Below are 19282 nucleotides of genomic sequence, written 5' to 3'. Positions count from 1 at the left end.
ATCCCCGCTCGCGGGAATATCGCTGTGCGATAGCCGGATATGCTCCGCACCTCCACCCGGCCTACCGGAATCGGCTGATAACAAAAATGTGACAGCCGCAGATGTCGACAATAGGCTGTGAGCGGATCCGCGCCGGGGCGGCCCCGGCGCGGTTGCTGTTGAACGCGAGAGTGGAGTTTGGAATGGCGCGTGATCTGCCGTTCGACGGCGACGAAGAGGTCACCGAACGCGGTGGCGACACCGCCTATCGCATTGCCAGCGCCACGTCGCGGGTCGCGCGCGGCGGCGCCTATGTAACCGGCGGCGCGCTGATCGCGAACAACGGCGGCGGGGTCCCGGCACCGCCCAGTGAACTGGACAGCCGTAACGCCGGCTGGGCCTACAGCGCTGATCCCGATCCCGATGTCCCGAGTCCGGTGATCACCTTCCCGGATCCGGATCCCGTGCAGTCCGAGGCGCCGGGCTCCGCCGGTGACGCGAGCACGACCATGCCGCTCCCGCACGGCCCGACCTTCGATATCCAGGTCGGCCGTCCGGGCGATTTCGACCTCGACGACTACTACCCCGGTGTCCACACCGAGGACATACCGGGATTGACGCTGGTACCCGGCTCGCCCGAGGGCGGTGCGCCCGGTGCCGAGTACATGCCGGGCACCGGGGTACCCGAATCCACGATCCCGGGTATGCCCGAGCTCGGCGCGCCGGATCCTGGTCTGCCGCCGAACACCGTCCCGGGTTTCGACGGTATCCCCGGTTGGGGGCAGGGATTTCCGCTGCCCGGTAACGAAGGTTTCGGTGCCCCGGGCGAATTCGAGCTCCCGGCACCGGCCGACGCCTTTCAGACCGATATCTTCGACCTGCCCCGATTCGATCTGAGTCCCGATTCCTCGGCCCAGGCGGTGGCGCGCGGCGCCGACGATGGCGACTGGGGGTTCGACCTCGCCGATCTCCTCGCGCGCCCGGCCGGCGATCCGGCGTCCGGCTGGTACGGCGAGGGCGGTCCGACCGGCGAGTTCCTCATCGACTTCGGCGTCGACGGCGGGATCGTCGTCGCCGACGGGTTCGGCCATGCGGTGGCTGTCGATTCCCGTACGGGACTCGATATCTCGGCGGGCGCCGAGGGTTTCTGGGTCGCCAGCGACTGGGATCTCGATATCACCGTCGGTGACGGCAGCCTGCTCGACGATCGACTCGATCAGTACCTCGACTGGGCCCAGTCCGGCACCGTCGCGGCCGATTCGTTGCAGTCCGCCGGTCGCGATCCGCTGGACGCCGCCGCGCGGGCGGACGCGGGTGCGGAGGCCGCGGCTCGCGGAGCCGACTCCGGTGTCGCGGCCGGGGCGGAGGCCGCGGTTCCCGGTGTCGCGTCCGGCACCGGCGCGGCCTCCGGCGCCGCGGCGTCGACCGGCGCCGGGGCGGCCATGGCACCGGGCGCCGCGGCTCCCGGGCCGATCCCGGCCGCCGCGATGGCCCCGGGCCCCGTCGCGCCCGGGCCGATCGCCCCGGCTCCGATGGCCGCGGCTCCGATCGCGCCCGCACCGATGGCTCCCGCGCCCGTCCCGCCGCCGGTCGTCGTACCGCCCGCCATGGCACCGGCGGTGCAGCCGGTCGCGGCGACTCCGCTGCAGACCACGGTCCAGCCCGATGCGGCGACCACCCCGATGGCCAATGTCTTCCATGCGCCGGCGGGACCGTCGCCGCTCACCGCGCCCGCCGCGCAGCTCCCGGATCTGTTCCACCGGCCGCCGCAGGCGCCGGCACCGGACCCGCAGCCGCCGGCCGAGCCGGTCCTGCCCGGGTCCGCCACCCCGGTCGTGCCGACCACCACCGCGCCGACGACCACCGGTGACGTCACGTCCACCACCGGCCCCACGACCACCGGCCCCGACGGCGGTACGACCACATCCCCGGATGGCAGCACCACGGTGGGCGGCAGCACCACACCGTCGATCGGCGGGAGTACCGGCACGTCTCCGGACGGTTCGACCACCTCGCCGGAAACCACCACCGGCACGGGCGGACCCGCCACCGGCACCACGTCGCCGGAAACCACCACCTCCGAGGGCGGGTCCACCGGCAGCACCGGCGAATCGACCGGCGCCACCACCACGGACCCCGGCTCCTCCACCGGCGAGACCGCGACCGGCGGTACCACCACCGACCCGATCGGTGGAACCAGCCCGAACGAGCCGGGCAAGGGTGACCGGACACCGGACGGAACTCCGTCCACGGTGGAGGTCCCCACCCAGCCGGTGCCCACCCAGCCGGTGCCCACCCAGCAGGTGCCCACCGCGGATCAGCCGCCGGCCACGGTGCCCACCGTGAGCGTGCCGACCCAGCAGCCGGTGCTGCCGGATGCCCCGGCGCCGGTGGCACCGCATCCGCTGCCGACACCGCTCCCGGTGGCACCCCAGGTGCAGCCGATCGCCGATCACGGTTCGCCGGTTCCGTACGATGTGCACGCGGTGGCCGTCACGCCGCATACCGAGCACACCGCGCTCGGTATCGCGGGCGGTGGGCTGACCGGTGATCTGTCCGGCGGATTGCTGCCACATACAGTGGCGGTGACCGAGGACCCGATTGCCGATCACGGCCACTGGGTATTCATGTGACGGTTCACGACCGGCGGGGGTGCTGTCCGGTCGTACGGGGGTGATTCGACCGAGCACGGTCGATGACGGGATGTTGTGACCGAGAGTGAGGAGCAGGGCTTGTCTGCCGCAGCCGGACCGCGGGCCGCCACGGTGAAGAACCCGGATGTGATGGCCCCCCTCATCCAGATCATCGATGAGCTGCGGGACGTATCACGCACCGCGAGTCGGAACGACTTGCGGGGCCGGCTGGGGATGGTGCGTGCCCGGGTGGCCGATACGAGGGTTCGGCTGGTGGTGGTCGGTCCACCGAAGAGCGGGATGAGCACCCTGGTCAACACCATGGCGGGGGCGCCGATCAGCGCCACCGACAGTGCGATCAGCGTGCCCGCGATCGTGGAGTACGGCCCGGAACCCTCCGCCACCCTCATCCGCCGTGAGGGCGGCGGGCGGATCCGCCGGCAGCCCGTCGATCCGCTGAATCCGGCTCCGGCGCTCACGGCCAAGGGGGTGATCCGGGCCGATTTCACCCAGCCCAGCCCGTTGCTGGCCGAGGGGATCGTGCTGATGGACGCCCCTGGCGCTTCCGTGCAGGATCGCAGCACCTGGTCGATGATCGCCGCCGCCGACGCCGTGCTCTACGTAAGCGATGCGGACAACGAATACAGCCGGGAGCAGATCGCGCATCTGCGCCGGATCGGGCAGGTGTGCCCCACGGTGATCTGCGTGCTCAACAAGATCGATCGCAACCCGCACTGGACCCATGTGCAGGAACGCAACCGCGAACTGCTCGACGCCGCCGGATTGGGTTTCGCGGTGGCGCCGGTCTCGGCCGCCCTCCATCAGGAGGCGCAGCAGTCGGGCGATCAGCAGCGTGCGATCGAATCGGGTCTGCCGCAACTGGTCGAACATCTGCGCGACTACGTGGTCGCCCACGCCGACGCGGCGGCCGTACAGTCCGCGGTGCGCGATATCCGGCTGGTCGGCGACCATCTCGGTGTCACGCTGCGCACCGAGGCCGACGCGCTCCGTGATCCGCGTCGCCGGGCACATGTGACCCAGCAGCTGGCCACCGCACGGGACCAGGCCGATCAGCTGCGCCAGCGCACCGCGACCTGGCAGATCACGCTCGCCGACGGCAGCACCGAACTCATGGCCGATATCGAACACGATCTCCGGCACCGGCTGCGGATCCTGGTGCGCGACGCCGAGGCCGAGATCTCGCGTACCGACCCGGCGGCCCGCTGGGCGCGCTTCGGCACCGACCTCGAGGCCAGGATCGCCGAGGCGATCGCGGAGAATTTCGACACGGCCAACTATCGCGCCGAGGAACTGGGCGAACAGGTGGCCGCGCGGTTCCCCGCCGATCACCGCCGCCCGGATCTGCCCGATATCCGTCCGCAATATCCCGCCGAACTGCTGGAGAACGTCGCGCCGCTGGAGCCGCTGCAGAGCGCCAAAGCCGGTATCACCGAGCAGTTCCTGTCCGCGCTGCGCGGTTCCTACGGCGGTATCCTCATGGTCGGCCTGGCGACCAGTCTGCTCGGTATGTCCTTGGTGAACTGGTATTCGGCCGGCGCCGGCATCCTGCTCGGTCTGCATGCCCTGTGGGAGGACCGGCGCACCCGCCGGCAGCGGCGGCAGGCCGAGGCCAAGGTGGCGCTGGCGCGTCTGATGGACGATGTGGTGTTCCAGGTCGGTAAGGAATCCCGGACCCGCCTGCGTGAGGTGCAGCGGGTGCTGCGGGATCATTTCACCGATATAGCCACCGAGGCGTTGCGTACCGCGGAGGAGGCGCTGCGGGTCGCCGAGGAAGCGGGCGCCCAGTACGGCGATCGGGGTGCGGAACGGCTCGCCCGGTTGGACAGTGAGATGGGCAAGTTGCGCGACCTGCGCCAGCAGGCCGACAGTTTCGTCGCCGCCTGACCGGCCCTGATCAGCGCCGGGGGCGGCTGCGCCACGGGGTGCCGCCGGTCTTGTTGTGCGCCGGGCGGAATGTCCCGGCCTCCTGGGAGCCCTCGGCCCGGATCAGGTGGGTGACCGCGTTGATCAGCGCGAGGTGGGTGAACGCCTGCGGGAAGTTGCCCAGATGCCGGCCGGTGGACGGATCGATCTCCTCGGCGTAGAGCTTGAGCGGGCTGGCATGGGTGAGCAGCCGTTCGCACAGTCTGCGGGCGCGGCCGATCTCGCCGATCTCCACCAGCGCCGATACCAGCCAGAACGAGCAGATGGTGAAGCTGCCCTCGGGGCTGACCTGCCCGTCGTCGGTGGTCTCGTTGCGGTAGCGCAGTACCAGGCCGTTCTCCGAGAGCTCCTCGGCGATGCCGAGCACCGTCGCGCGGACCCGCCGGTCGTCCGGAGGCAGGAATCGGGTGAGTACCACCAGTAGCAGGGAGGCATCGAGGGTGGTGCCGCCGTACACCTGGGTGAAGCGACCGCGGTCGTCCACGCCGTGGGCCAGCACATCGGCCCGGATCTCCTCGGCGATCCGATGCCATTCCTGGGCCGTATGCACCTGACCGTGCAGTTCGGCGATTCGCGCACCGCGGTCCAGCGCCACCCAACACATCACCTTCGAGGAGGTGAAGTGCTGGGGTTCGCCGCGGACCTCCCAGAGGCTGCGGTCGGGTCGGCGCCAGTTGTCGATGGCGGCGCCGACCTGGCGTTCCAGCATCGGCCACAGCGTTTCCGGTACGTGCTGGCGGGATTTCACGTGCAGGTAGACCGCATCGAGCATGGTGCCCCAGATATCGTGCTGCTCTTGGTTGTAGGCGCCGTTACCGATCCGGACCGGCCGGGCGTTGCCGTACCCGGACAGGTGATCGAGGGTGTGCTCGGTGAGCTCGCGCTCCCCGCCGATCCCGTACAGCACCTGCAGGGGTACCGCCTCGTCGTCGGGTCCGGTGGTGGCGTCGTGCAGGAAGGCGAAGAAATCGTCGGCTTCGCGGTCGAGGCCCAGGGTGTACAGACCCCACAGGGCGAAACTGGCATCGCGTACCCAGGAGTACCGGTAGTCCCAGTTGCGCTCCCCGCCCGGTGACTCGGGCAGCGAGGTGGTGGCGGCGGCCATGAGGGCGCCGGTGGGGGCGTAGGTGAGGCCCTTCAGAGTGAGGGCGCTGCGTTGCAGATAGCGACGCCAGGGATGGTCCGGGAAATCACCGAGGGTGATCCACTGCCGCCAGCAGTCGATGGTGGTCCACATCTTCTCGGCGGCTTCGGCGAAGGTCTGCGGTGCGGGCAGCTCCGACCAGGTCAGCGCGACATAGGCGCAGTCGCCCTCGGTCATCCGGGTCCGCGCCCGGGCCTCACGGCCTTCCAGGCCCAGGCGCAGATCGGTGGTGAGTACCAGGGTGGGCCCGGCCGTGGGGTCGGCGGCACAGACCGCGGAGGCCTCCTCGTACACCTTGCCCGTGTACTCCCAGGTGGCCGGGGCCCGGTGGTAGTCGAACGACGGTTCACAGCTCAGTTCGAGTTCAACCGTGCCGCTGACGCATTTGACCGTGCGCAGCAGCATATGGGCGGCATCCCAATCGGTCGGCGTGCGGCGACGGGTGCGGCTGCGCTGTTCGGTGTTGTGCCACGGACCCAGCACCAGCGCGTCCCGGACGATCAACCAGCCCGTTTCGGTCTGCCAGGTGGTCTCCAGGATCATTCCGCCGGGCAGATAGCGGCGGGCGGCGGGCACGGTACGGCCGTAGGGGCCCAGCCGGAAATGGCCGGCACTGCGATCCAGGATGGCGCCGAAAACACTCGGTGAATCCGGGCGTGGGACACACATCCACTCGACCGAGCCGTTGCTGGCGATCAGGCAGGTGGTTTCGCAGTCGGACAGGAAGGCATAGTCGTCGATGACCGGGAAGTTGCTCTGCGGCAACTTGGTCTCCGGCGGAACGGCCGGGAAGGTGCCCGGTTTCCCGTCGGCCGACGGTGCGTGCTCGGGACTCGGCATACCCCATCATGGGTCGCGCGACCCCGAGCCGTCCACCACGGTTCAGCCGACGCGCCGGATCCGGGCCAGCCAGGCGGCGAGTTCAACCTTGCCCGCGGCGTCGGGCGTGAGGTCCCCGGCCCGGTCGGCGACCGTCTCGGTGATCCGGCCGTAGTAGTGGTCGGGCCGCAGGTCCTCGACCTCCCAGCCGGGGCCGGTGAAGGAGTCGCGGATCATGGCCGCGCCGATCCGCGGACCGAATCCGGCCTCGGTGTCCGAGAGCGCCAGAATGTGCACGTACCCGCCCGGCGCGCACAGCCGGTGCAGTGTCCGGACGTAGTCGGCCCGAGCCCCGGCGTCATCGACGAACACGTGGAACAGCGCACTGTCGACGATCGTGTCGAAGGTGCCGAGCGGGTTGTCGCCGGAGTGGGCGAGAGCGACCATATCGGCCACTTCGAACCGCGCGGCAGGTACCTGCTTGGCCGCGGCGTTCCGGCGGGCGTAGGCGACCGCGCTCGGGGAGAGATCCACGCCGAGCACGTCGTAGCCGAGGGCGGTGAGCGCGATGGTGTGCTCACCGGCGCCCGCGCCGGGGTCCAGGACGCGGCCGCGGATCCGGCCGGCCCGTTCCAGTTCGACGATCGCGGGCTGGGGTTCGCCGATGATCCACGGCGCGGTGTCGTTGTCGTAGGCGGAGTTCCATACCTCTGGTGCCTGTGTCATGACCCCAGCCTGCAATCTCGAGTCGGGTTGAGGTCAAGGCGCGGGTCGGGGTGGCCACCGTGTGGTGTTCTACGCTGGTCGCCGTGGAGCGTATTGCCGACTGGTGGGACGGGTTCGAGATGTGGGTGGCGGGTCTGCCGTTCATACCTCAGTTCCTCGTGGTGCTGGTGGGTATGGTGCCGATCAGTTTCGCGATCGCCTACCTGATCGACCGGCTCCTGCATGTGGCGGGCGTCGCACTGGGCCGCGACGACGCCGACGGTGACCGCGATGCCGGAAACGAGGTGTGCTGATGCCGCGCTCACGGGTGCAGATCGCGCTGCTGGCGCTGCTGGTGCTGGTGATCGTCGCCTGGCTGTTCACCCGGTGAGGCGGGCTGTCGTGCGGCCGGCGCATCGCCTGCTGGCGGTGCTGGTCGCGGTACCGATGCTGCTGGCCGGGTGTGCCGGGGGATCCAGTGACGAGGTCGGCGGCGGCGGGGCCGACGGCAGCGGCGGAACCGTCGACCTGTACGCGTACGCCATCCCCAAGCCCGGCTACGACGAAGTGATCCCGAAGTTCAACCAGACCGAGGTGGGCGAGGGTGTGGAGGTGCGCCAGTCCTATGGCGCGTCGGGGGACCAGTCCCGCAAGATCGCGCGCGGCGCGCCCGCCGATGTGGTGAGTTTCTCCCTCGAACCCGATATCACGCGGTTGGTCGACGCCGGACTGGTGGATCCCGACTGGAACACCGACGCCACCCGCGGGGTGCCCTTCGGCTCGGTGGTGGCGCTGGTGGTGCGCGCGGGGAACCCGAAGAACATCCGGACCTGGGACGATCTGCTGCGCCCCGAGGTCGAGGTGGTGACCCCCAATCCGTTCAGTTCCGGTTCGGCGAAATGGAACCTGCTCGCCCCCTACGCCGCGGCCAGTGCGGGCGGGCAGAACCCGCAGGCGGGGGTCGACTACCTGAACCAGATGCTGACCCATGTGCGCGTACAGCCGAAATCGGGGCGGGAGGCCACCGAGGCTTTCCTGCAGGGCACCGGTGATGTGCTGATCAGCTACGAGAACGAGGCGATCTTCGCCGAACGGCACGGCGACCCGGTCGAGCACATCGTGCCCGAGACCACCTTCAAGATCGAGAATCCGGTCGCGGTGCTCACCCATGCCCAGCATCCGGAGAAGGCGGTCGCCTTCCGCGATTTCCTCTATACGACCGAAGCGCAGCGTGCCTGGGCCGACGCGGGCTTCCGTCCGGTCGATCCGGGGGTGGCCGCCGAGTACACCGACGTCTTCCCGCAGCCGCCCACTCTGTACACCGTCGCCGACCTCGGTGGCTGGGAGACGGTGGAAACGGAACTGTTCGCGCCCGACTCCGGCACCATCGCCGTCGCGTACGACAACGCGACCGAGTGACCGGGTGACCCGGCCCACACGCGATACTCGATACTCGTGACCACCAGCACCACCACCGAACCCGCGCCCGCCGGCGGCGTCGGCCCCGACGTGTCCCCCCGCCGGCCGCTCCGGTCGTGGTTGCGGTTCACCGGTTCGGTGGGCCCGCTCGGTATCGCCACCGCGATGCTGTGGCTCAGTGTGATCGTGCTGTTGCCGCTGGCCGCGCTGACCGTCAGCGCGTTCGACGACGGCTGGTCCGGGTTCTGGGGTGCGGTGACCGACCCGCTGGCCCTGGCGTCGCTGCGGGTGACGGTGCTGGTCTCGCTGGCGGTGGCGCTGCTGAACGTCGTGATGGGCACGATGATCGCCTGGGTCCTGGTCCGTGACGACTTCCCGGGCAAGGGACTGGTGAACGCGCTGATCGACCTGCCGTTCGCGCTGCCCACGATCGTCGCCAGCATTGTGCTGCTGGCCCTGTACGGACCGCAGAGTCCGGTCGATATCCATCTCAACGCCACCCGGCCGGGCCTGGTGGTGGCATTGGCCTTCGTGACCCTGCCCTTCGTGGTGCGCTCGGTGCAGCCGGTGCTCATCGAGGCCGATCGCGAGGTGGAACAGGCGGCGCTGTCGCTGGGCGCCGACAACTGGACGACCTTCCGCCGCGTGGTGCTGCCGACCCTGGCGCCGGCCATCATCAGCGGCGGCGGCCTGGCCTTCGCGCGCGCCATCGGTGAATTCGGGTCGGTGGTGCTGATCGGCGGCAACATCCCCCGTGAGACGCAGGTGGCCTCCCAGTACATCCAGCAGCAGATCGAGATCGACCGGCCGGTGAACGCGGCGGCGGTCTCGGTGGCGCTGCTGGTGATCGCGTTCGTCGCGCTGCTGGTGCTGCGGGTGTTCGCCGAGCGGACGGCACGCAAGGAACGTGAGGCCCGATGAAACTGTCCGCTCCCGGCCGGATCACGCTGCGCGTGCTCGCTCTCGGCTATCTGTTCGTGCTGCTGGTGCTGCCGCTCGGGATCATCCTGTACCGGGCGTTCGGCCAGGGGATCGGGGCGTTCATCGATCAGATCAGTACGCCCGCCGCCATCTCGGCCTTCAATCTCTCCATGATCATCCTGGTGATCGTGGTGCCGGTGAACGTGATACTCGGCGTGGTGATCGCCCTGGCGCTGGTACGCGGCGATTTCCCCGGTCGCCGGTTGCTACAGGGCATCGTGGACCTGCCCTTCGCGGTCTCGCCGGTGGTGGTCGGCGTGGCGTTGATCATGCTGTGGGGTGTCGACGGCTGGTTCGGTGTGGTCACCGACTGGGGTTTCCGGGTGATCTTCGCGCTGCCGGGCATGGTGCTGGCGACCATTTTCGTCACCATGCCGTTCGTGGTGCGCGAGGTGGAACCGGTGCTGCACGAGATCGGCGACGATCAGGAACAGGCGGCGGCGACCCTGGGGGCTTCACGCTGGCAGACCTTCTGGCGGATCACCGTCCCCGCCATCCGCTGGGGACTGACCTACGGCGTGGTGCTCACCGTGGCCCGCGCGCTGGGGGAGTTCGGCGCGGTCATCATGGTGTCGTCGGGGTTCCCCGGTGTATCGCAGACGCTGACGCTGCTGGTGCACGAACGCTATATCAACGATCACAACGATTTCGGTGCGTACTGCGCCGCCACTCTGCTGATGGGGCTCGCGCTCATCACCCTGCTGTTGATGACGCTCCTGGAACGTAAGCGGGACGCGTCCTGATGCGATACTGCGATACCTCCGCCTTCGCTGCGGCCTCCGCGGATCGCATGAACCTGCTTCGAGGGAGGCCTCGTGAGGTGATGTCTCCGCCTTCGCTGCGGCCTCCGCCGACCATAGGTACTGCTTTCGAAGACGGTTCTGCGCTGCGGTACCTCTGCCTTGACCGCGGCCTTCACGGGCCGTATGTGCCAGCTTCGAAGAAAGACATCTCGACTGTGTATGCCGGAGGCCGCCCGTGATCACCGTGACCAATGCGCGTAAGAACTACGGTTCGTTCGCCGCCCTCGACGATGTCAGCCTGGATATCCCCTCCGGCGAGCTGACCGCGCTGCTCGGTCCCTCGGGGTCCGGGAAGTCGACGTTGCTGCGGTCGATCGCGGGGCTGGAGAATCTCGATTCCGGAGTGGTGACCATCGGCGGCCGGGATGTGACCCGGGTACCACCGCAGAAGCGCGATATCGGTTTCGTCTTCCAGCACTACGCGGCGTTCAAACATATGACCGTCCGCGACAATGTGGCCTTCGGGCTGACCATCCGGAAGCGGCCGAAGCCGGAGATCGCGAAACGAGTCGACGAACTGCTCGGCATCGTCGGTCTCGATGGTTTCCAGCACCGGTATCCGGCGCAGCTGTCCGGCGGGCAGCGGCAGCGGATGGCACTGGCCCGGGCGTTGGCGGTGGATCCGCAGGTGCTGCTGCTGGACGAGCCGTTCGGCGCGCTCGACGCGAAGGTCCGCGCGGATCTGCGGACCTGGTTGCGTCGCCTGCACGAGGAAGTACACGTGACCACCGTGCTGGTCACCCACGACCAGGAAGAGGCCCTGGACGTGGCCGACCGGATCGCGGTGATGAACGCCGGCCGGATCGAGCAGGTCGGCAGTCCCGAGGATGTCTACGACCGGCCCGCCAGCGAGTTCGTCATGTCGTTCCTCGGCGCGGTGGCGCGGCTCAACGGGCATCTGGTGCGGCCGCACGATATCCGGGTGGGCCGGGATTCGAATATGGCGCTGGCCGCCTACGAGGGCACCGCGGAATCGGCGGGCGTCACCCGGGCGACGGTCGAGCGGGTGGTGCGGCTGGGGTTCGAGGTCCGGGTGGAGTTGCGCAACGCCGCCACCGGCGACTTGTTCACCGCCCAGGTCACCCGCGGTGACGCCGAGGCATTGCGCTTGGCGGAGGGGGAAACGGTGTACGCCCGCGCGACCCGGATCCCTTATTTGCCGGTGCGGTGATCGCGGGCGTCGCCTTCGGTACCGCGAGGGTCGGGCTTGTCGTAACCCCCTTCTGAGCCTGTTCGACCGCTGTCCATGCCGCGCTGAGCTGGAGTGATACTCGCCACGTCCCCGGTGTGACCCGGCTGCCGCGGGTAGTCGTGTTGACGTACCCCGGCGTAGCTGTAACTATGGGAAACAGTTAAGCCCGAATCATCGACGAGAGGCAGTGACGATGACGTCTTCAGCCACCACGGTCTCCGACGACCAACTGGTCGCGCAGGCGCAGGAATACGCGGAGAAGCTGTTGCTGCTGTCGGAGGGTTCGGTCAACCGGAACTTCGATCCGTTCACCGATATCGACTGGGACAATCCCGATTTCGCCGCCGATGCCCGGCCGGAGCGCTGGATTCTGCCGGTCTCCGGGGACACGCTCGGCCGTCATCCCTGGTACCAGGCGTTGCCGCACGAGAAGAAGATCGCGCTCGGCAAGTACCGCCAGGCCAATGTCGCCAAAGTGGGCCTGCAGTTCGAGGCCATCCTGATCAGCGGCATGATGCAGCACATCTTCGGCCTGCCCAACGGTGACCCGGAGTTCCGCTACTGCTCCCACGAGATGATCGAGGAGCACAACCACACCCTGATGTTCCAGGAGATGGTGAACCGGATCGGGGTCGATGTCCCGGGTATGGGCCCGCTGGTGCGTCAGATCCGGCATATCGCCGTCCCGGTGGCGGTGGCCTTCCCGAACTTGTTCTTCATGGCCGTTCTCGGCGGTGAGGAGCCGATCGATCACATCCAGAAGGAAGTTCTGCGCTCCGGCGAGGAAGTGCATCCGATCATGCGCGGTGTGATGGCCATCCATGTGGCCGAAGAAGCGCGGCACATCTCCTTCGCGCACGAATTCCTCAAGAAGCACGTACCGGAGGCCTCGGCCCGGAACAAGTTCGTGTTGTCGCTGGCCATGCCGATCGTCATGTGGATCCTCGGCCGTGCCATCGTGACGCCGCCCAAGGCGTTCTTCGACGAGTTCGATATCCCGGAGAGCGTGCGCAAGGAACTGTTCTACGGGTCCGACGACGCCAAACAGACCTTCAGCGACTACTTCGGCGACGTGCGCGCCCTGGCCCAGGAGATCGGCCTGATGAACCCGGTCGCCAAGCGGGTGTGGAAGGCGCTGGGGATCGACGGCCACACGACCCGGTACCGCTCCGAGCCGCTGCGCGCGGTCTCCGGCAAAGCGGCCTGAGCGGCGGTAGCACCTCCATGCCCTACGTCGTCACCCAGTCGTGCTGTAGCGATGCGTCCTGCGTCTACGCCTGTCCGGTCAACTGCATCCATCCCACCCCGGACGAGCCGGATTTCCGGACGGCGGACATGCTCTATGTCGATCCGGCGGCCTGCGTGGACTGCGGCGCCTGTGCCTCGGCGTGCCCGGTGGACGCCATCACCTCCTCGAAGAAACTGACCGCCGAGCAGCAGCCGTTCATCGAGATCAACGCCGACTTCTACCGGCAGGCGCGCCCGCGCCCGCTGCTGGCACCACCGGTGCCGGCGCCGGTGATCGACACCGCCGGGCGCGGGCCGCTGCGGGTGGCCGTGGTCGGTTCGGGACCCTCGGCCATGTACGCGGCCGACGAACTGCTCACCCGGCCCGAGGTGCAGGTGACGGTGTTCGACCGGCTGCCGGTGCCGTACGGGCTGGCCCGATACGGTGTGGCACCGGACCACACGAAGACACGGCAGGTGGCCGGCCTCTTCGATGTGATGTCGGAGCAGCCGGGCTTCGGGTCCTACTTCGACGTCGAGGTGGGCAAGCACATCTCGCACGAGGAACTGCTCGCCTACCATCACGCGGTTGTCTACGCGGTCGGCGCGTCGACCGACCGCAAACTCGGTATCCCGGGCGAAGGTCTGGCCGGGAATGTCTCCGCCACCGATTTCGTGGCCTGGTACAACGGTCACCCCGACCATCTGCACCACGATTTCGATCTCTCCCGGCGCCGGGTCGTCATCGTCGGCAACGGCAATGTCGCGCTCGATGTGGCGCGCATCCTGACCAGCGATCCCGAACAGCTGGCCGGGACCGAGATCTCGCCGGTCGCGCTCGACGCGCTGCGGCGCAGCAGCGTGGAAGAGGTCGTGGTGCTGGGCCGGCGCGGCCCCGCCGAATCGGCGTTCACCGTCCCGGAGTTCGTCGGGCTGCTGGGCGCGGATGTGGATATCGTCGTGGACGGCGAACTGCCTCCGCCCACGGAGGGGCTGTCCTATCAGGTCGAGCGCAAACTGGATCTGCTGCGACGGGCCGCCGAGCGGCCGTCCGGCGGGCGACGGCGCATCGTCTTCCGTTATCAGAGCGCGCCGAGCCGCATACTCGGCCCCGATGCCGTCACCGGGATCGAGGTGGAGCGCACCGATCGGGTGATCGGTGACGACGGCCGGGTACGCGCGGTACCCACCGGCGATCTCGATCTCCTGGAGACCGGGCTCGTGCTCACCTCGGTGGGCTACCGGGGGGTGCCCACGCCGGGCCTGCCGTTCGACGAACAGCGCGGGATCATCCCGAACCAGGCCGGGCGGGTGCTGGAGGCGCCGGACGGGGCGGTGTTCCCGGGCACCTATGTCACAGGCTGGATCAAACGCGGGCCCACCGGGTTCATCGGTACCAACAAGTCCTGTGCGCAGGAGACGGTGCAGCAGCTGGCCGACGATTTCAATGCTGGCCGCCTACCCGAACCCGCGGGCAGCGCGGAGGCCTTCGACGGTCTGTTGCGTAGTCGCCGACCGCAGGCGCGGCCGGGTGGAGCGGTACTGCGCGCCGGGCAATCGGCACGCCGCCGCCTCTTCGGTCGCCGCTGAACCCGCTGCGCGGCGGACCACGCAACCCTTAGCGTGGTCCGCCGCGGAGTCGCTCGTATACCTGCTCCGTCGCCGCGCACGACCACCCGGTCCTTTTCCTCCTCCTCCTCCTCCTCGGTGAGCCGGTCGTAGGGCAACTTCTGATCGGCCGGCGCGTGCTCGTGATCGCGTTCCGGCCAGGCAATATGAACGCGTTCGGCGGCGGTCTCCATGCGGGGGTGCCGAGGTCGCGACCGGTGAGGTGGCCGTCGAGGACATGCACGGCACCCGGATCCCGCGGTCAGCGGAAGTCGGGCGCGTGGTCCATCGCCCACTCCGCGAAAGTGCGCCCGGGGCGGCCGGTGACCTCCTCGATGATGGTCGATACCTCCGGCGGCGCGGCTGTTCCCGCCTGCCATCCGGCCAGGACGGCCTCGACGCCGATCGCGGGCATGGTCTCGCTCAGTTCCGCGCGGGCCCGGTCGACCGAGACCACCTCGACGGAGATCTCCCGGCCGATGGCCGCACCGATGTGCTCTACCTGCTGCCGCAGGGTCAGAGCCGCGGGCCCCCACACCGAATAGGCGCGGCCCTGATGGCCCCGCTCGGTCAGTGCGGTCACCGCCAGTGCCGCCATATCGCGTTCGTGGACGGGTGCCGTCCGCGCTTCGGGATACGGCATGCGGACCCTGCCCTCTTCGCGGATCGACCGCTGCCACCACCACAGTGCGTTCGTGGCGAACATTCCCGGCCGGATGAACGTCCACGCCAGGTCCGACTGCTCGAGAGCGGCTTCGACAATGCGGTGGGAGCGGGCGATCGGGTTCTGTTCGGCCTCGCCCTGCAGGACGGCCCCGGACGACAGCAGTACCACGTGCCGGACCCCGGCGGTCTCGGCGGCCGCCACGAATTCTGCGATTCCGTCCGGCTTCGCATACAGGAATACGCGTTCCGCGTCTTCGAGTGCGGCGGGCAGTGTTTCGGAGCGCTCCAGATCGGCCGCTACGACCTGTACGCCCGGTGGGAAGCCCGCCGGGTCGGGCTCCCGGCTCGTCAGGCGAACCGGCCCGCCCTGCGCTACCAGTGCCGCCGCGACGTGGCGGCCGACATTGCCTCTAGCTCCGAAAACGACTGTGACCATGGCGGAAGCGTATGCCGAAGGCTTACTGAAAGTAAGAACATACCTGTAGGTAAGCTCCTGGTATGGCAGTAGGTTCCCAGGCTCGCAAGACCTTCCGGCCCGCGATGAGTGACGCATTCAACAGCGATTGCCCCGCGCGTGAAGTGCTCGACCACATCACCAGCCGCTGGGGAGTGCTGATCCTGACGGCGTTGGGACGCGGGCCGTTACGGTTCTCCGAACTGCACACCACGATCGGCGGGATCAGCGAGAAAATGCTGTCGCAGACGCTGCGCACACTCGTGCGGGACGGGCTCGTCTCGCGCACCGTCGAGCCCGTCACGCCGCCGCGGGTCAGCTACGAGCTCACCGACCTCGGCCGCGGTCTCAACGCGCCGATGCAGCAATTCCTGGACTGGATCCGCCTGCACACAATCGAGGTCGTGGCCGCCCAGCGCCGCCACGACCGGAAGAGCTGACGACCCGGTCGGCTCACCGCATCACTCGGCGCGACACCACGTTGTCGTCACCGGGACCGCGCACGGCGCCGGTGCGGTCAGCCTGTTCGGCTCACCTGGGCCGGGGCGAAACGTTTGGCGTACGCGGTGATCGGCGCGGTCTCGACCTGCTCGACCCCGGGTAGCGCCCCGATCCGCTCGCTCAGATAGCTGTACAGGGTGCCGGCGTCGCGGCTGAGTGTGACGGCGAGCAGATTGTGCCTACCGGTGGTCGCGCCGAGGTAGGCCGTTTCGGTGTCCGCGGCAAGGCTCGCGGCGGCTGTGTTCAGCCGCGACGGAGTGACCGAAAGCCACAGCAGGCACTGTGCGGAGAAGCCGAACAGCGCGGGCTCCACTTCGACGTCGAACAGCAGCATCCCGGCGCCCCGTAGTTCCGTCAACCGCCGCCGCACCGCGGATTCCGACCAGTCGACCTGTCGCGCCAGATCCGCATAAGCCGTCCGCCCGTCCGCGGACAGCATGCGGAAGAGCCTGCGGTCCAGATCGGTGAGCCGAACCGGATCGGGAGTCGCTGTATCGGGCGGGTGTATCCCGGCGAGCTGCTGCTCGGTGAGTGCGGACATACGCCCGCGCCAGCGGTGGTCCATCAGATGGCACAGCAGGCGCTGGGCGGTCACCTCCACGATGCCGGGATGCGCACTGAGCATTGCCAGCGGTGCCGCACCGTTGCCGGGAACCCGGAACAGGCAAACGATCTCGGTGCCGCCGGACAATTCGGTGACCCAGGCGGTGTCGTGGCGGGCGGCCAGGGCTCGTGCCACCCCGGTGGCGGCCCGGGGGTGGACCCGCAGGCGCACCAGCCACTGGGTGTCGGCGGCGACATGGCTGTGCGGTACGGCGCTGACGCGGAGGGCGCCGGCGGCCCGGAGCCGGCCGAAACGGCGGGCGACGGTTCGGTCCGAGACGTCGAGGACAGCGGCGATCCTGCTGAACGGCACGCGCCCGTCGATCTGCAAGGCGTGCAGCATGCGCTGGTCGAGCGTGTCCAGCATGACCGATTCCACCAGATCAGAATAGGGCCCTCACCGGTATCGACCGTGCACGCGGGACGGTCGGTGCGGCGGGAATCGAGGCCCCGACCCGCAGGGGTTTTTCGTCTCCGTGCGCGACGCCTACGGTACGGGGTTCTTCGTCGCCGCTGCGTGGCGAGCGCGAAATATGCACTGGCGCAACGGATTCGATGTAGGGGCCATCGGCCTGGTGGCGATAAGAGGCGCGCTTCCCGAAAGTATTTGTGCGGACGGTATTCCGGCAAATAATGCTGGCATGATACGGCTACCGGTCGGTTACCGGCGGGTAGGCTCGGCGCTCGATCGACGCTGCGTCGCTGGGGTTTACGAATCCATCGGGGCGGGGCGATATCGAATGGATTGCTACAGGTCTTTATAAGAGCTGATCAGAGGCCATTTCTTCGGATCTCTATCTTATCTCTGTCCGGTATGTAACCCGCTCCGATGCGGGAAAGCCTCTCCGTAACTTCGGATTTACTTCTCGATTATTCGGTGTTCGGACGAAGTTCCAGCTAACCTGTGGGCGCTGTTTGGAAGACGACCGCGCCCATGGCTCTTTCGAGGACGTGGTCACGGTGCGTTGACGGGATGGCAGATGACTTCTGGGCTGGGTATCAGCATCGGTACGGTGAACGTGGTCTCGGCGCGGGTCGGGGCACCGGACGCGCGGCCGGTGGTCCGCATCCGACGGACCGCCGTCGGATTCGACAGCGGGGGCACCGCGAGACTCGGGGGCATCACCCGGTTCTCCACGGCGGTCAACGAATTCGCCGATCTGGGGCGGAATCCGGAATCGGTGTACGTGGACGGGCGGATCTGGTCGCCGGCCACCATCTTCGCCTCGGTGGTCCAGGGCCTGGTGACCGCCGAACCGGCGGCCGGGGTGGTCGCCACCCACCCGGCCGGGTACACCCGCAAACAACTCGGCCTACTGCGGCAGAGCCTGGATCTCGCCGGGGTCGGTCACGTCGAGCTGGTCCCGGAACCGGTGGCCGCCGCGCACTGGCTCGATACCGAATACGGGCCGTTGGGCACCGGGTTCGTCCTGGTCTACGACCTGGGCGGGAACAGTCTCGATGTCGCCGTGGTGCGGACCGGGCCGGACTGGCCCGATCATCCGGTGGTCGGTAACGCGGTCCGCTCCTACGAGTTCGGCGCCCGGCCCCTGGGCGCGATGATCGCGCGCTGTGCCGGCGATCGGGCCATCGGCCCGGCCGAACCGGATACCGGTGCCGTATCGCTCATGTCCTTCGTGAACCCGGAGGGCCTGCGGCGTGAACACGTGCGGGATTCCCTGGAGGTGGTCCGGGCCGCGGTGCGCTCGGCCGGTGTCGCGCTCTCCGATATCGATCGGGTGCTGGTGGTGGGCGGCGCCGCGCGACCCCCGCAGGTGGCCGAAACGCTCGCCGAACTGGGCCTGCCGGTGACCGTCGCCGCCGATTCGGGGCAGTGCGTCGCACTCGGCGCCGCCGCGATGGCCGCGGAGAGCGTGGCGCCGGCGGTCGCGCACGGATTGAGACATCCGCCGATCTTCTCCGGCGCCGCCCTCTTCTCGGCGGTCGCCATGTCCGCGGCCACCATCCTCGGCAGCGGCCCGGCGGATACCGGACATCTCGACCAGGACCGGGTTCCGCTGCAGAGCCCGGGGGCGGTGCAGTTCGAGATCCACGGTGAGGCCCGGGTGGAGCGGTCGGACACCGGATGGACCGTGTCCTATGCGCCGCTGCGCGCCCCCACGGTGATCACACCTGCCGCGCTGACAAGGCCGTACGGGCCGCCCATGCCCGGCCGTGCACCCGCTCCGGCCAAGTCGGCTCCCGAAGGTCCCGCGGACGCCGGGTCGGGAACACACCACACCCGACAGGACGAACACCCCGAAACCCGGCCGCGGCACGATGATCCCGCGCGATTCGGCCATCCGCCGTTCGGGCACGGCGGCGTCCAGCTGCCACCGCGCACCGGCGCGGTCCCGGATCGGCCCGCGCCCGGTGACGGCGGACCGGGCAGCCCGGAACCGGGTGATCCGCCGGTGGTGGATGAACCAGACGGGGATACCGGCGGGCCGGCCGACGGTGGCGACGAATCCGGCGGCGCCGGCGGATGGTTGCCCGGTATCGAGCCGCCGGGGTCGGTTCCGGGGTCCGGCGACAGCTCCGACGGCGGCGGCTGGACCGGTGGTCTGCCGGGTGGCGGCCGGCCAGCTCCGGGTGGTCTCGGTT

General features: G+C 69.0%; 15 protein-coding genes. 11 read left to right on the top strand and 4 right to left on the bottom strand.

What is annotated here, in order from left to right; genetic code table 11:
• Window positions 1-182: 182 nt before the first annotated feature.
• Together NF4_RS22795 and NF4_RS22790 are read left to right on the top strand one after the other, a co-directional pair.
• A complete protein-coding gene (locus NF4_RS22795; protein WP_063129419.1) occupies window positions 183-2612 on the top strand; it encodes a RodZ family helix-turn-helix domain-containing protein in 2430 nt (809 codons plus the stop codon).
• Window positions 2613-2711: 99 nt separating this feature from the next.
• Window positions 2712-4517 (top strand): dynamin family protein, encoded by a 1806-nt coding sequence (locus NF4_RS22790; protein WP_084533361.1) that lies wholly within the window; start codon window positions 2712-2714, stop codon window positions 4515-4517.
• Window positions 4518-4527: 10 nt separating this feature from the next.
• Here the strand turns inward: NF4_RS22790 and NF4_RS22785 are convergent, their stop codons facing one another.
• Window positions 4528-6540: a glycoside hydrolase family 15 protein gene (locus NF4_RS22785; protein ID WP_063129418.1), complete on the bottom strand. Its 2013-nt coding sequence runs from the start codon at window positions 6538-6540 to the stop codon at window positions 4528-4530.
• Window positions 6541-6582: 42 nt separating this feature from the next.
• A complete protein-coding gene (locus tag NF4_RS22780; RefSeq protein ID WP_063129417.1) occupies window positions 6583-7245 on the bottom strand; it encodes a class I SAM-dependent methyltransferase in 663 nt (220 codons plus the stop codon).
• 83 nt (window positions 7246-7328) lie between these two features.
• Here NF4_RS22780 and NF4_RS22775 point away from each other — a divergent pair, with 83 nt between their 5' ends.
• From NF4_RS22775 to NF4_RS22745, 7 genes are all read left to right on the top strand, one after another.
• Window positions 7329-7538, top strand: coding sequence for a hypothetical protein (locus tag NF4_RS22775; RefSeq protein WP_030523180.1), 210 nt, complete (start codon window positions 7329-7331; stop codon window positions 7536-7538).
• Between the two features lie 133 nt (window positions 7539-7671).
• Window positions 7672-8643 carry a sulfate ABC transporter substrate-binding protein gene (locus tag NF4_RS22770; RefSeq protein ID WP_063129476.1) on the top strand — a complete coding sequence of 324 codons (972 nt, stop codon included), beginning with the start codon at window positions 7672-7674 and terminating at the stop codon, window positions 8641-8643.
• A 165-nt stretch (window positions 8644-8808) separates the two neighbouring features.
• On the top strand, window positions 8809-9564 hold the full coding sequence (gene cysT / locus NF4_RS22765; protein WP_157120524.1) for a sulfate ABC transporter permease subunit CysT: 756 nt from the start codon (window positions 8809-8811) through the stop codon (window positions 9562-9564).
• Window positions 9561-10367 (top strand): sulfate ABC transporter permease subunit CysW, encoded by an 807-nt coding sequence (gene cysW / locus NF4_RS22760; protein WP_063129416.1) that lies wholly within the window; start codon window positions 9561-9563, stop codon window positions 10365-10367. The genes cysT and cysW overlap by 4 nt, the downstream gene beginning before the upstream one ends.
• Window positions 10368-10602: 235 nt before the next feature.
• On the top strand, window positions 10603-11598 hold the full coding sequence (locus NF4_RS22755; RefSeq protein WP_063129415.1) for a sulfate/molybdate ABC transporter ATP-binding protein: 996 nt from the start codon (window positions 10603-10605) through the stop codon (window positions 11596-11598).
• Window positions 11599-11812: 214 nt separating this feature from the next.
• Window positions 11813-12826, top strand: a complete 1014-nt coding sequence (locus tag NF4_RS22750) for an AurF N-oxygenase family protein (protein ID WP_084533350.1) — start codon at window positions 11813-11815, stop codon at window positions 12824-12826.
• 17 nt (window positions 12827-12843) lie between these two features.
• Window positions 12844-14436, top strand: a complete 1593-nt coding sequence (locus NF4_RS22745) for an FAD-dependent oxidoreductase (protein WP_063129413.1) — start codon at window positions 12844-12846, stop codon at window positions 14434-14436.
• A 280-nt stretch (window positions 14437-14716) separates the two neighbouring features.
• Here the strand turns inward: NF4_RS22745 and NF4_RS22740 are convergent, their stop codons facing one another.
• Complete coding sequence (locus tag NF4_RS22740) at window positions 14717-15556, bottom strand: NAD(P)H-binding protein (RefSeq protein WP_063129412.1); 840 nt, start codon at window positions 15554-15556, stop codon at window positions 14717-14719.
• Between the two features lie 62 nt (window positions 15557-15618).
• Between NF4_RS22740 and NF4_RS22735 the strand changes: the two genes are divergently transcribed.
• On the top strand, window positions 15619-16014 hold the full coding sequence (locus NF4_RS22735; protein WP_063129411.1) for a winged helix-turn-helix transcriptional regulator: 396 nt from the start codon (window positions 15619-15621) through the stop codon (window positions 16012-16014).
• 77 nt (window positions 16015-16091) lie between these two features.
• Here the strand turns inward: NF4_RS22735 and NF4_RS22730 are convergent, their stop codons facing one another.
• Window positions 16092-17057, bottom strand: coding sequence for an Lrp/AsnC family transcriptional regulator (locus tag NF4_RS22730; protein WP_063129410.1), 966 nt, complete (start codon window positions 17055-17057; stop codon window positions 16092-16094).
• Window positions 17058-17658: 601 nt separating this feature from the next.
• Here NF4_RS22730 and NF4_RS22725 point away from each other — a divergent pair.
• Window positions 17659-19282 (top strand): Hsp70 family protein (locus NF4_RS22725; RefSeq protein ID WP_063129409.1); only part of this gene is annotated, 1624 nt, incomplete at its 3' end.

It is taken from the genome of Nocardia fusca NBRC 14340 (assembly GCF_001618425.1).
Lineage (GTDB): Bacteria > Actinomycetota > Actinomycetes > Mycobacteriales > Mycobacteriaceae > Nocardia > Nocardia fusca.
This window is presented reverse-complemented; position numbering and strand designations above follow the sequence as displayed.